At 63.3% G+C, this 12,922-nt stretch carries 9 protein-coding genes; 2 read left to right on the top strand and 7 right to left on the bottom strand.

What is annotated here, in order from left to right; translation table 11 throughout:
- Window positions 1-23: 23 nt before the first annotated feature.
- The 4 genes from pap to LHU53_RS00125 form a co-directional block, all read right to left on the bottom strand.
- The gene (gene pap / locus LHU53_RS00145; protein WP_227330055.1) at window positions 24-1,601 is read right to left on the bottom strand and encodes a polyphosphate:AMP phosphotransferase; all 1,578 of its coding nucleotides are present in this window, start codon (window positions 1,599-1,601) and stop codon (window positions 24-26) included.
- Between the two features lie 89 nt (window positions 1,602-1,690).
- A complete protein-coding gene (locus tag LHU53_RS19640; protein WP_304621917.1) occupies window positions 1,691-4,411 on the bottom strand; it encodes a GAF domain-containing protein in 2,721 nt (906 codons plus the stop codon).
- Window positions 4,408-5,760 (bottom strand): HD domain-containing phosphohydrolase, encoded by a 1,353-nt coding sequence (locus tag LHU53_RS00130; protein WP_227330054.1) that lies wholly within the window; start codon window positions 5,758-5,760, stop codon window positions 4,408-4,410. Before LHU53_RS00130 ends, LHU53_RS19640 begins: the two co-directional genes overlap by 4 nt.
- Window positions 5,761-5,799: 39 nt before the next feature.
- Window positions 5,800-6,651 carry an HDOD domain-containing protein gene (locus LHU53_RS00125; protein WP_227330053.1) on the bottom strand — a complete coding sequence of 284 codons (852 nt, stop codon included), beginning with the start codon at window positions 6,649-6,651 and terminating at the stop codon, window positions 5,800-5,802.
- Between the two features lie 272 nt (window positions 6,652-6,923).
- Here LHU53_RS00125 and LHU53_RS00120 point away from each other — a divergent pair, with 272 nt between their 5' ends.
- A complete protein-coding gene (locus LHU53_RS00120) occupies window positions 6,924-8,489 on the top strand; it encodes a methyl-accepting chemotaxis protein (RefSeq protein ID WP_227330052.1) in 1,566 nt (521 codons plus the stop codon).
- Window positions 8,490-8,519: 30 nt separating this feature from the next.
- Here the strand turns inward: LHU53_RS00120 and LHU53_RS00115 are convergent, their stop codons facing one another.
- From LHU53_RS00115 to LHU53_RS00105, 3 genes are read right to left on the bottom strand one after another with little or no spacing between them, the layout of a single operon-like run.
- On the bottom strand, window positions 8,520-10,016 hold the full coding sequence (locus LHU53_RS00115; RefSeq protein WP_227330051.1) for a tripartite tricarboxylate transporter permease: 1,497 nt from the start codon (window positions 10,014-10,016) through the stop codon (window positions 8,520-8,522).
- The gene (locus LHU53_RS00110) at window positions 10,016-10,534 is read right to left on the bottom strand and encodes a tripartite tricarboxylate transporter TctB family protein (RefSeq protein ID WP_227330050.1); all 519 of its coding nucleotides are present in this window, start codon (window positions 10,532-10,534) and stop codon (window positions 10,016-10,018) included. Before LHU53_RS00110 ends, LHU53_RS00115 begins: the two co-directional genes overlap by 1 nt.
- A gap of 19 nt (window positions 10,535-10,553) precedes the next feature.
- Window positions 10,554-11,513, bottom strand: a complete 960-nt coding sequence (locus tag LHU53_RS00105) for a tripartite tricarboxylate transporter substrate binding protein (protein ID WP_227330049.1) — start codon at window positions 11,511-11,513, stop codon at window positions 10,554-10,556.
- Window positions 11,514-11,691: 178 nt separating this feature from the next.
- Here LHU53_RS00105 and LHU53_RS00100 point away from each other — a divergent pair, with 178 nt between their 5' ends.
- Window positions 11,692-12,915, top strand: a complete 1,224-nt coding sequence (locus LHU53_RS00100) for a class I SAM-dependent methyltransferase (protein WP_227330048.1) — start codon at window positions 11,692-11,694, stop codon at window positions 12,913-12,915.
- Window positions 12,916-12,922 lie beyond the last annotated feature (7 nt).

Here is a 12,922-nt window from a genome sequence, read left to right as displayed (position 1 = left end):
TGAGGCACACATCAAGTTATGCGTTAGGACGGCTTCTGCACCGACGCAGAGCGCCCTATTTTCTCTTGTTTGGCGGGCTTTTTATCGGCTTTGTCGGCGCCCGTCGTGGCAGAGGGTGCTTTTCCCTGCAAGGCCGCTTCCAGCCGATGGCACAGGGTGCGCAAAATCTTGACGCGGGCGAAGTTTTTGTCATTGGCTTCCACCAGCGTCCAGGGCGACTCGCCGGTGCTGGTGCGCTCCACCATGTCACAGATGGCTTGCTGGTACTCCACCCATTTTTCGCGGTTGCGCCAGTCCTCCTGGGTGATCTTGAAGCGCTTGAAGGCCACCTGCTCGCGCGCCTTGAAGCGCTTGAGCTGCTCTTCCTGGCTGATCTGCAGCCAGAACTTCACCACAATGACACCGCCGTCAATCATCTCGTGCTCAAAGTCGTTGATCTCGCCGTACGCACGCAGCCAGTCGGCCTCCGAGCAGAAGCCTTCCACACGCTCCACTAGCACCCGGCCATACCAAGTACGGTCAAAAATGGCCACCTGCCCATGGCGCGGCAGGTGGCGCCAAAAGCGCCAAAGGTGCGGCTGGGCCTTTTCTTCGTCGGTGGGCGCGGCCACCGGCGTCACCTGGTACTGGCGCGCATCCATGGCCGCGGCAATGCGGCGAATGGCACCGCCCTTGCCCGCCGCATCCACCCCTTCAAAGGCGCACACCAGCGCGCGGTGTTTGAAGCGCGGGTCGCGCAGCAGCTCAGACAGCCGGCCCTGCCAGCGCGCCAACTGGTCTTTGTAGGGCTTGTCGGCCAGCGCCAGGGACAGGTCCATCTCCGACAGCACATTGCGCCCGTCCAGATCCACCCGCACCATCGGTGCCACGGGGGGCCGCGGCGGCGCGGTTTGTGCCAGCTTTTGGCTGATCGCCGTCAGCAGCACCTTGCCCACGGTCAACGAGAGGTAGCGGTCGTCGGTGCCTTCCACCACCACCCAGGGGGCGGCGGCGGTGTTGGTCAGGCGCAACAAATGCCCCGCCACCTCCTGCAACTGGTCGTAGGTTTTCAGGCGCTCCCAGTTCCATGGGGTGACCCGCCAGGCCGTTCGCGGGTCGGCAGAGAGCGCTTTCAGGCGCTGCTTCTGGCCGTCTTTGCTCAAATGGAACCAGAACTTGAGCACCAGCGCGCCTTCGGCCACCAGCATCTGCTCAAAGCGGTTGATCTGCTCGGCGCGGGCGTCAAGCTCTTTGACCGAGATCTCGCCCTGGATGCGCTCGCGGATCGGGTCGGAGTACCACGAGCCGGCAAAAATGCCCACGCGCCCCTTGGGCGGCAGGCTGCGCCAGTAGCGCCACATGGGTGGGCGCTCGCGCTCTTCGTCACTGGGCTCGGAAAACGCCAGCGTCGAGATAAAACGCGGGTCCATCCACTCATAAAGCACATTGATGGTTTCACCCTTGCCCGCGCCGTCTTGCCCGCTGATCAGCACCACCACCGGGGTTTTGCGCTGTTCGAACAGGCTGACCTGCGCATCCAGCAAGGCGGCGCGCAGACCGGGCACGGCGTCACGGTAGGCTTGCTTGGTCAACCGGTGGCCAATTTCCGCAGATCTGAACATCTAGAACTTTCAACAAAGGTGAAACAACGCGATTGACAGCGCCCCGGGCACGCTGAGCCGACAGGTGGTGCCGCGCCGGGGGCTTGCTGTCATGGGCCAGGCCATCCACTGGCGGGTCGGGGGTCGGCGCCGGGTCCGCGGCTGCCGGGCGGCAGCACGCCGCGCCCGCCGTCGATGGGCAAGGTGACCCGAAAGGTGCTGCCCTGCCCCGGTGCCGACTGCACGCTCAACATGCCGTGGTGCTGTTTGACGATCCCCATCGCAATCGACAAGCCCAGCCCGGTGCCCTTGCCGACCGGTTTGGTGGTGAAAAACGGCTCAAAGATGCGGGCCTGGGTGGCGGCGCTCATGCCTTCGCCACTGTCTTGCACCTCCAGCCACACCTGCGCGCCATCGACACCGCTGCGCACGGTGATGTGCCCACGCTGCCCAATGGCGTGCGCGGCGTTGACCAGCAAATTCATCATCACCTGATTGATTTGCGAGGCCACGCAAAACACCGGCGGCAAGTCAGCGTACTCGCGCTTGACATCCGCCTTGTACTTGATCTCGCTCCAGACCATGTTGATGGTGCTCTCCAGCCCCGGGAGCAGGTCTGACCACTGAAACTCCGTCTCGCCCACCCGTGAGAAATTTTTCAGGTCCATGACGATCTTGCTGACCCGCTCCACGCCGTCGCGCGACTCGGCCATCAGCGTCGGCAAATCGGACAGCATGAAGTCGAAATCAGCGTCGGCCTTGCGCCGCCTGACCTCATGCAGCGCTTGTTCACGCGCCACATCATCCATCGCATCCAGGCAGGTTTCAAGCTTGGCGTAAGACCGGGTCACGCCCAGCAGCTTGTCCACGTAGTCGGCCAAGGTGCCCAGGTTGGACTTGACAAACCCGATCGGGTTGTTGATCTCATGCGCCACGCCGGCCGCCAACTGGCCAATGGAGGCCATCTTTTCCGACTGCAACAACTGCAGTTGGGTGGCGGCCAGATCGCGGTTGAGGTCGCTGAGCTCTTGCACCCGCTGCTGCAGCGCGCGCTCGGCGCGCTGGCGGCTGACGATGCGCCACAGGGCGTTGCCCAGCAACAGCAGGGTTTCCACATCCCGCTGGTCATAGTCCGCCGCCTTGTTGCCCACGCCCATCAGCATGCTGGGCCGCCCGCCGTCCATCACCGGTACCGACACCAGCCGCTGCAACGGCACCTGACCCGGCAGCGGAGCCTGAGCATTCACCTGATCGTTGAAGATGACCGGCTGCTGCTGGCGCAGGCAGTCGGCCCAGAGACCCGCTTGGCTGGTCGGGAAACAGGCGTCACCCTCGGTGCCATCGCCAGCCAGATCCCCCGCCGTCCAGGAGACAAGCTCCAGGGTGGCCTGGTCAGGGCTCACAAAATGCAGAAAGCCGAGCTTGCTTTGGGTGATGGCCTGGGCGGCATGCAGACCCTCGCTCAAGAGCTGCTTTTCGGTCTGCATGCCTGCCATCTGGCTGAGCCGCAGCATGGCATGGGTGCGCTCATTGACGAGGTAGCGGTCGGTGACATCCAGAACCAAGCCACCCAGATGAGGCTTGCCCGCATCGTCCTGGATGGCAAACAACGTGGCTTCCCTGTGGCGACCGTTGAACGCCTGGTCATAACTTTTGCTGCCGCCCTGGGCCAGCACCTCGCGGTCCATCGCGGCCAGTTCATCGGCCAGTTCGGGCGGAAAAATATCGTGGGCGGTTTTTCCGATCAAGGTCTGCGCTGGCACACCCAGCAGCTCGCCCAGTTGACGGTTGACCTGCGTCAGGCGCAGCTCACTGTCCTTCACAAAGGCCACGCCTGGCAAATGGTCCATGAAGCTCTGCGTCAGCGCCTGGGTGCTGCGCACCTGGGCCTGCAGGAGCCGGCGCTCGCTGACGTCGTGGATGGCCGACATCAGGTAGGCCTTGCCGTCAAACGTGACCGGGCGGCTGAACACCTCGACATCGCGCAACTCGCCATTGGCCAGGCGGTGCCTGAACTCAAAAAAAGATCGCCTGGCGGCAGCGGCCTGCGCCATGTCCAGGCGAACCTGCTCGGGTGCCAAGGTGTTGACATCCATGATCGTCATCGCCGTGAAGCTGGCCTTGTCCCACCCATAAAAATCAAGCGCCAGGATGTTGGCGTCCACGATGTGGCCGTTGACGGGGTCCAGGATCAACATCGGCATGCAACTGTTGGCAAACAGCGCGCTGTAGCGCACCTCGCTCTCTTGCAGCGCAAACGCCACCTGGCGGCGCTGGGCGTCGTTCTCAAACACCCCCAGCGCGTGGCTGATGTTGGACGCCAGCTGCGCCAGCAAATCGCGTATCACCGCGTCAAACCCGTTGACCTGGTCGGCATACAGGCACAACACCCCCGCCGGCTTGCCCATCAGCCGCAGCGGCAAGGCCGCCGCCGCGCGCCAACCATGGGCCTGGGCGTGCTTGTGCAGCGCCACCCTGTCGGGGTCATTGGCCAGATCCTGCGTCCAGACCACACGGTCTTCCCGCATCGCCAGCTGCACCGGATCACAAGCCAGCGTGGCCGCATCTCTGCCCATGCTGAGCCGCAGGGTCTGCAGGTAGTCCAGGCCGTCGCCCGCATGGGCTTGGGGCCAGACCTGCGATTCGCCTGCACCGCACAGGCCGATCCAGGCCGCCTTCATGCCACCCAGCGCCACGATCTGGTGACAAATGTCGTCAAACAAGGACTTTTTTTGATCGCATCGGATGATGGTCTGGCTGCAGGCGAGCATGGCCGCATACAGCTTGAGCAGCCGCTCGTGCTGCGCGTGGGCGTGGGCGTGCGCCGTCATGGCGCAGCGGGCTCGACGTCAACCATCAAGCGCAGCCCCATGGACTTCTCGAAATCCATGATCTTGCCAATCACCGCCTCGTCCAGCACATGGCCGGCGGTGAGCATCAGCAGCCCGCTGGGGGTGATCAGGTCGCGCGCCAGCACCATGCCCGGCAGCAGGTCGCGGACGCGGCGAACCGTGTCCGCAGGCCGTTGCACCGCCGCAGCCGCTGGCCCGGCCTCACCCATCAAGGCCGCCAGGGCGCCCACCACCTCGGGGTCATACCGCTTGCCACTGCCGTCAACGATGGCCGCCAGCGCCTTGGATGGCGCCAGCTTTCGCTGCGCCAGCGTGCCAATCTGCAGGGCGTCGTAATCACTGGCCACCAGCAAGATCCGGGCACCCAGCGGGATCTTTTTGCCAGCCAGGCCTTCCGGGTAACCGGCGCCGTCAAAGCGCTCGAGCTGGGCGACAATGATTTCTGCCGCACCCTTGAGCTCAGGCAGCGGCAACAGCAGCTGCGCGGCACGCGCCGGGTGTTTGCGAAAGACCTGCAGTTGGGCCGTGTTGAGCATCACCAAGGGCGTGTTGAGCAGTTCGTCGTCAAAACCCACCTTGCCGATCGCGTGCAGCAGGCCGGCCACAAACACCTCTTGCGACGGCTTGTTGTCCAGCCCGAGTTTTTGCGCCAGGCGCCGCGCCACATCGGCCACCCGGCGCGAGTGGCCAGCCAGATGGCTGGCCCGCAGCTCGATCAGGCTGGTGAAAATTTTGATGGAGGTGATGAAGTTGTTCTTGAGCTGCTCGTTGGCCCCCAGCAATGCGGCGTTGGTCTGGTTCAGCTCGGCGGTGCGTTCGGCCACCTTGACCTCCAGGCTGAAGTTCAGCACCTTGAGCTCGTCGTTTTGCGCCTTGATCAAGGCCTGCAGCCGACGCTGCTCTTGCACCATGTCACGCTGCTGCAAGGCGCCGCGCACGATCAACAGGATGTCGTTGTCGTCCCAGGGCTTGGCGATGTAGCGGTAGATTTCGCCGCGGTTGATCGCGCCCATGATGGAGGTGATGTCGGCGTAGCCGGTCAGCAGCAGGCGCATGCAGTCAGGCCAGCGCTGGCGCACCTGCTCCAGAAACGTGACGCCGTCCATCTCAGGCATGCGCATGTCGGAAATCACCAGGTCAATCGGCTCGGCAGCCAGCACCGCCAACCCGGCCTGGCCGCCTTCGGCCACGCGCACCTGAAACCCCTTGGCCCGGAACAGTCGGCGCAATGCCGACAGGATACTGGGCTCGTCATCCACGCACAAAATTGTTGGGGCGGGCGCAGGGTTGGCCGCGTCGGTGGAACCAGTGCCTGGCAACTCGGTCATGTCAGTGTCGTGATGTGGGTTTGAAGGCGATGGCGGCGCTCACAGTTTCGAAAACACGGTGGCTTCCTCCACCAGGAAGGTGATGTCGCCCAAGTCGTCCATGATGTCTTGCAGTTTACCGCCCAGGCGGGCGGCCACGCTGGGCGCCAGCACTTGCCGATGCAAACTGCCGCCCAGGTCGAAACCCATGTGTTTGCAGACCTGATTGGCGGCAAACACGCAGGCCATCATGTCGGTGTCACACAACTCGGGCTGATGCAGGTGGGCAATGGTCTGGACCAGATCGTCGGCAAAGCGCCATTTGTGGGCCAGCATGGCGCCGATGGTGGCGTGGTCCACCCCCACCACGTCCCGCAAGGCGACATGCAGGCTGACGTCCTGCCACACACTCTGCTCCATCGCGCGGCGAAATTCCACTGGCATAAACTGCGCCACCACCACCTTGCCAAAGTCGTGCAACAGGCCGGCAATAAAACAGTCCTGCGGGTCGGCGCCGGGCAAACGGTGGGCCAGTTGCCGTGCCATGCCGGCACAGGCCAAGGAGTGAAACAGGTAGCGCTGGCCATCAAAGCCCGCCATCGGGCTGTCTGGCAGCATGCCAACGGCAGCGATGCTGAGCGCCAAGTTCTTGATGGCGTTGAAGCCCAGAAAAACCACCGCCTGGTCCATCGAGGTGATCTGCCCGGACAGGCCGTAATAGGCCGAATTGACCACCCGCAACACCTTGACCGTGACCACCGGGTCTTTGTCAATGACACGCACCAGGTCCTTGGGCGAACAGGCCGCATCCCGCGTCAAGGTCAGGATCTTGTGCACACTTTTGGGGAACGCCGGCATGCTGTCGACAGCCGCCAGCAGGCGCGTGGCCAGGTCAGGACTCAGGGCTGGCATGGTCTGACAGGCCGCGTTTGAACGGGTGAACCAAACCAGATTGACAACCGTCCGTGCATGCTTCACCTCGTGATTTGCGGCCATTTTACGGGCTGTTATCTGGGCAGGATGGGGCATTTACCCCTGCCGGAGCGCGCACGGATGGTCGCCGACTCGCCTGCTTTATCAATTGTCATTTAGTTTGTCCAATGTCAAAGCAACGTCGGCGCAGGCTCCTTGGCTGGCATTCAATCAAGGGTATATTTGCCCATCAAGGGCAGTTAGGAGACCTCGTGCAAGCCTCAAAATACAAAATATGGATCCAGTTGCTGACCACCATCGGCGTTGCCCTTCTGGTGGTGTGGACCGGTGTCATCATTTGGCAGGGCCACGTGACACGCCAGGCGGCTCTGGAGCAGGCCACCGACTTCTCTGAGAGCATGCACGACGCCACCATGGCCGGCCTGACCGGCATGATGGTGACCGGCACCATCGGTCAGCGTGACATCCTGCTCGACCAGATCAAGCAACTGGGCGCCATTCGGGACGTGCGGGTGTTGCGCGGTGAGGCCGTCATCAAACTTTACGGTGTCGGCACCGAAAAAGACGATGTCAAGCCCGATGCCCTGGAACAGCAGGTTCTGGCCACCGGCCAGGCCGTGATCGAGGTGCAAACCGACGCCACCGGTGAATACTTGCGTGCGGTGCGCCCGGCGCTGGCCGCCAAAAGTTACCTGGGCAAGGACTGCACCACCTGCCACGCCTCGCCTGAGGGCACGGTGCTGGGCGTGGTCAGCATGAAGGTGTCGCTGGACAAGGTCAACGCCAGCCTGGCTGACCAGCGCCTCAAATCCATTTTGGCCGCGCTGATCACCTGCATTCCGGTGCTGATGCTGATTTACCCCTTCATCCGCAAAGTGGTGACGCAGCCGCTTGAATACTGCGTGCGGATCGCGCGGGGCATTGCCCAGGGTGACCTGACGCAGCAGATTGACGTGACGTCCAAGAACGAAATGGGCCAGCTGGAACAGGCCCTGAAGGACATGAACGCCAGTCTGGTGCAAATTGTGCAGCAGGTGCGTGTGGGCACCGACACCATTTACAGCGCCTCCAGTGACATCGCCAGCGGCAATCTGGACCTGTCCAACCGCACCGAGCTGCAGGCCAATTCGCTGGAAAACACCGCTGCCTCCATGACCGACCTGACCAGCGCTGTCAACCAGAATGCCAGCCACGCACGCCGCGCCAATGAGCTGGCCCAGTCGGCCTCCGAGGTCGCCATCAAGGGTGGCAGCGTGGTGTCTGGCGTGATCGACACCATGGCCTCCATCAACAGCTCCAGCAAACGCATTGTGGACATCATCTCGGTGATCGACGGCATCGCCTTCCAGACCAACATCCTGGCGCTAAACGCCGCCGTGGAAGCGGCCCGTGCGGGTGAGCAGGGTCGCGGTTTCGCCGTGGTGGCCGCCGAGGTGCGCAGCCTGGCCAAACGCTCGGCCGACGCCGCGCAGGAAATCAAGGCGCTGATTGGCGACTCGGTGAGCAAGGTGGAAGCGGGCAGCACCCTGGTGCAGCAGGCCGGCATCACCATGAACGACATTGTGGACAGCATCCGCCACGTGACCGACATCATGGGCGAGATTGCCGACGCCAGCGCCAGCCAGTCCGGCGGTATCGAGCTGGTCAGCCGGTCAATCGACCAGATGAACCAGGTGACCCAGCAAAACGCCGCCTTGGTGGAAGAAGCCGCCGCGGCGGCCCAGTCGTTGCAAGACCAAGCCGAAAATTTGGAGCGCGTGGTGGGCGCGTTCAAGCTGAACGACAACCATGCACACACCCTGATCGGACGGTCGTAGGCAAGCCCTCATGGCATTGTCAAAACAGGTCTAACGCAGCCGCTCTGAGTGCCACTTGAGCACGCGCGGCACGGTCAGGATCAACACCACCAGACCCATAATCGCCAGAGACATGGGGCGCTGGAAGAAAATCAGCGCGCTACATTCACCGATGGAGATGGCGTTGCGCATTTGCGCTTCAGCCAACGGGCCCAGAATCATGCCCACCAGCACGGGCGCAGTCGGGAAGTTGAAGCGCCGCATGACCAGGCCCAAAACGCCTATGCCGTAGAGCAAGAACAAGTCAAACGCACTCTGGCGCATGCCATAGGCACCCACCGTCGCAAAAATCATGATGCCCGCATACAACTGCGGCTTGGGCACCTTGAGCAGCTTCACCCACAGCCCCACCAGCGGCAGGTTCAGCACCAGCAGCATCACGTTGCCAATATAAAGCGACGCAATCAAGGCCCACACCAGTGATGCCGAGCTGCTGAACAGTTGTGGCCCGGGTTGAATGCCATAGTTTTGAAACGCGCCCAGCAAAATCGCGGTGGTGTTGGAGGTGGGAATGCCCAGCGTGAGCAGCGGAATCATCGCCGCCGTCACCGTGGCGTTGTTGGCCGCTTCCGGCCCGGCCACACCTTCAATCGCACCGCGGGTGCCAAACTCGGCCTTGTGTTCACCTTTGGCCAGCTTTTTCTCGGCGGCGTAGCTCAAAAAAGTCGGGATCTCGGTACCACCTGCTGGAATGCAGCCAAACGGTGCGCCAATGGCGGTGCCGCGCAGCCAGGCGGGCAGTGAGCGCTTCCAGTCGCTGAGCGACATGGTCACCCGGCTCAAGCGGTTCTCGGACTCGACCGCCCGGCCTTCAAACAGCACGGCGTGCATGGCCTCGGCCACGGCAAACAGGCCCACCGCCACCAGCACAATCTCGACGCCATCAAGCAACTCGGGAACCCCTGCGGTGTAGCGCACCTGCCCGGTGATCTGGTCCATGCCCACCAGCCCGAGCGCCAGACCGGCAAACAAGGCGGTGAGCCCGCGCACCGTGCTTTGCCCCAGCACCGCGCTCACGGTGGTGAAGGCCAGCACCATCAGCATGAAGTATTCCGGTGGACCCAGGGTCACGGCAAACTCGGCCACCACCGGCGCAAACAGCGTGACCAGCACGGTGGCAATCGACCCCGCCACAAACGAGCCGATGGCAGCCGTGGCCAGTGCCGCGCCGGCGCGGCCGCTCTTGGCCATCCGGTTGCCCTCCATGGCAGTCACCATCGTGGCGGTTTCGCCGGGTGTGTTGAGCAGGATGGAGGTGGTGGAGCCTCCATACATGGCACCGTAGTAGATGCCGGCAAAGAAAATCATCGAGGCGGTGGCCTCGACCTGCGTGGTGATCGGCAGCAGCATCGCCACTGCCGTGGCCGGGCCAATGCCCGGCAACACACCCACCGCTGTGCCCAACGCACACCCCACAAAGGCCCACAGCAGGTTGACCGGGGTGCCTGCGGTGGCAAACCCCTGCAACAACAAATCCCAGACTTCCATCACAACCACCCGCTTTGCGTCAGGCCAGGCAGGTTGATGCCCAGAAACTTGGTAAAAGCCCAGTACACCGGTGCGGCAATCAACAGCCCGACCAGCGCATCGCGGGCCACCGACGCCAGGCCGGTTGCGGTTTTGCCTTCTGCCAGGCGCATGCCACGCGCCGCCAGCACAAAACACAAGGCACAGCTGAAAATGAAACCAATCACCGTGATCAGTGCCGCGTTCAGCAGCAAGGCGGCCGACAGCCAGGCAAAACCCTGCCAATAAGGGTGTTCACCCGAGTGATCGTCCATGTTCTGAAAGCCCCCTCGGCTGGCCTTGACCACCAGTGCCGCGCCACAGGCCAGCAGGGCCAGCGACACCACCCAGGGCAGAAAGTTGGGACCAATGCCGGCATAGCCTGAGGCGGACGGAATGGTGTACGCCCCGGCGGCCAAGCCCAGCGCCGCCAGCACCACCCCGATGCCCACCCAAAGTTGCAGCCGGGGTGAGTGTGTTGCCGGACCGTGTTGACGCATGGTGTGTGCCCTGACTCGATCAAATCATGCCGGACTTGACCATGGTGGCGCGCAGCGAGGCGAAGTCATCATCGACAAACTTCTCGAACGCGTCACCAGCCAGCACCGCCGGAGTCCAGGCGTTTTTCTCGAGGGCTTCGGCCCAGGCTTTGGACTGGGTGGCTTTGATGACCATGTCGGTGAGCGTCTTGCGTTGCGCCGCCGTGATGCCGGGCGCGCCATACACACCGCGCCAGTTGCCGATCTCGACGTTGATGCCCTGCTCTTTGAGCGTCGGCACATTGATGCCCTTGAGCCGCGCTGCCGATGTGACGCCCACCGCTTTCATCTTGCCGGTCTCAATATACTGGGCAAACTCGCTGTAGCCACTGCCACCGATGGTGACGTTGCCGCCCAGAATGGCAGCGGTGGCCTCACCGCCGCCCCGGAAAGCCACATAGTTGATCTTGGCCGGGTCCACACCCACGTCGCGGGCGATCATGGCCGCCGCAATGTGCTCGGTGGCACCACGCGAACCGCCACCCCACTTGACACTGCCAGGGTCTTTCTTGAGCTGGGCAATCACCTCGGCCATATTTTTGAAGGGTGAGTTGCCCGGCAGCACAAACACGTTGTACTCGCTGGTCAGGCGGGCAATCGGGGTGGCCGCAGTGATCGACACCGGGGGTTTGCCGGTGATGATGCCGCCCAGCATGACGGCGCCCATCACCATCAGGGCGTTCGGGTCGCCCTTGCTGGCATTGACAAACTGGGCCAGACCCAGCGCACCCGCGGCACCGCCTTTGTTCTCGAACGTCACGGCGTCAGCAACCTGAGCGTCCTGCAAGGCTTTGCCCAGAGCGCGACCGGTGGAATCCCAGCCGCCACCGGGGTTGGCCGGAATCATCATCTTGATATTGACGGCGGCCAGCGCTGAGAGCGGCACGCTGCCACTGGCTGCCAGCACGGCGAGCGATTTCAAAAAGGTATCACGACGCATCACAATCTCCTGGGTGGGTTAACGACCCCTGTATGTTGCGGCGGCAGGCTGTCAAACGGCTGTCCGCACGCACTAGGGAAAATACCAAGCCCGTGCGCAGCTCTCCCGCTCACGCCAGTGCGGTCCCAATACAGGCCATCTGTTACAACCGGGGCCTTCACTTCTGCGTCCACGCCCCATGCCTTCAAAGCCCAAAAGCGCCCTGCCCGCCAACCCCATTGCCTTGCCAGAAATTCACTGGCTGGAGGCCGATCAGCCGCGCAACGCCCGCTGGCGTTCCGAGCGCGGCCTGCCACCCCCAACCAAAGTGGTGCTGGCAGACGACACCTTGAGCGCTGACAGTGCGTACAGAATGGTGTGCGAAGGCACTTCATTGCTCTGGCGCGGTGACTTTCAAAACGCCCGCCAGTTACTGCAAGCGCTGGGGCGCCGTGCCGATCAGGTGCCCAAACGCAAGCGCAAACAAGCCGCCACCCCCATCCCGCTGCTGGATGCCTTCAACCAGCACCGGCTGGCGCAGTCGCAACGCGCCCGCCTGCTGGGGCGGTTATTGATCGAGTTCGATGCCGACTACCATGTGCCGCTGCGCCGCGCGCCTGACGCCAAAGCCGCCTGCACAGAAGCTTGGGGGCCACCTGACTTGCAGGCAGGCCCCATGGTGGCATCGCTGCGGGAGCTGCTGGGCGTGACCAGTGCGCACGAGTGGCGGCGTGTGGGCATCGAGATCCCGGCGCTGGGCGACGCACCGCACAACCGCATCCACCCGCACTACGGCGTGTTTTCACCCGTGCGCGGCGAATACATCCAGCTGGTGGCCACCGCCCATTTGCCCAAGCCACCCAAAGGCCGAGACCAGCTGCTGGCATTTGATATTGGTACCGGCACGGGTGTGCTGGCCGCCGTGCTGGCGCGCCGGGGTGTCGCTCACATCGTCGCCACTGATTTGGACGCCAGGGCGCTGGCCTGTGCGCGAGACAACATGGCCCAGCTTGGGCTGCAAACACAGGTGGAGGTGACGCAGGCTGATTTGTTCCCACCTGGGAAAGCGTCACTGATCGTCTGCAACCCGCCCTGGTTGCCAGCGCGGCCCGGCTCACCGATTGAGCGCGCGGTGTACGACGAAGGTTCTCGCATGCTCCAAGGATTCTTGGCTGGGTTATTGGATCATCTGGAACCCAAGGGCGAAGGCTGGCTGATTTTGTCCAACCTGGCCGAACACCTTGGCCTGCGCAGCCGCGACGAATTGCTGGCCCTGTTTGAAGCCAACCGCCTGCGCGTCGTCAGCCGTGTCGATGCCAAGCCCGTGCACCCCAAAGCCAGCGATGCCACCGACGCGCTGCACCACGCCCGAAGCCAGGAAGTCACCTCGCTGTGGCGGCTGGCGGCCAACACCGCGCCATGAGCACCTG

It is taken from the genome of Rhodoferax sp. U2-2l (assembly GCF_020594515.1).
In the GTDB taxonomy this organism is placed as follows: Bacteria; Pseudomonadota; Gammaproteobacteria; order Burkholderiales; family Burkholderiaceae_C; genus Rhodoferax.
The sequence above is the reverse complement of the archived record's forward strand: the minus strand, read 5'-3'. Positions and strand labels throughout refer to the sequence as shown.

What these genes read in the sequence shown, in the direction of transcription:
- pap (WP_227330055.1), bottom strand. Translation starts at nt 1,601, where the DNA reads ATGTTCAGATCTGCGGAAATTGGCCACCGGTTGACCAAGCAAGCCTAC.
- LHU53_RS19640 (WP_304621917.1), bottom strand. Translation starts at nt 4,411, where the DNA reads ATGACGGCGCACGCCCACGCCCACGCGCAGCACGAGCGGCTGCTCAAG.
- LHU53_RS00130 (WP_227330054.1), bottom strand. Translation starts at nt 5,760, where the DNA reads ATGACCGAGTTGCCAGGCACTGGTTCCACCGACGCGGCCAACCCTGCG.
- LHU53_RS00125 (WP_227330053.1), bottom strand. Translation starts at nt 6,651, where the DNA reads ATGCCAGCCCTGAGTCCTGACCTGGCCACGCGCCTGCTGGCGGCTGTC.
- LHU53_RS00115 (WP_227330051.1), bottom strand. Translation starts at nt 10,016, where the DNA reads ATGGAAGTCTGGGATTTGTTGTTGCAGGGGTTTGCCACCGCAGGCACC.
- LHU53_RS00110 (WP_227330050.1), bottom strand. Translation starts at nt 10,534, where the DNA reads ATGCGTCAACACGGTCCGGCAACACACTCACCCCGGCTGCAACTTTGG.
- LHU53_RS00105 (WP_227330049.1), bottom strand. Translation starts at nt 11,513, where the DNA reads ATGCGTCGTGATACCTTTTTGAAATCGCTCGCCGTGCTGGCAGCCAGT.
- LHU53_RS00100 (WP_227330048.1), top strand. Translation starts at nt 11,692, where the DNA reads ATGCCTTCAAAGCCCAAAAGCGCCCTGCCCGCCAACCCCATTGCCTTG.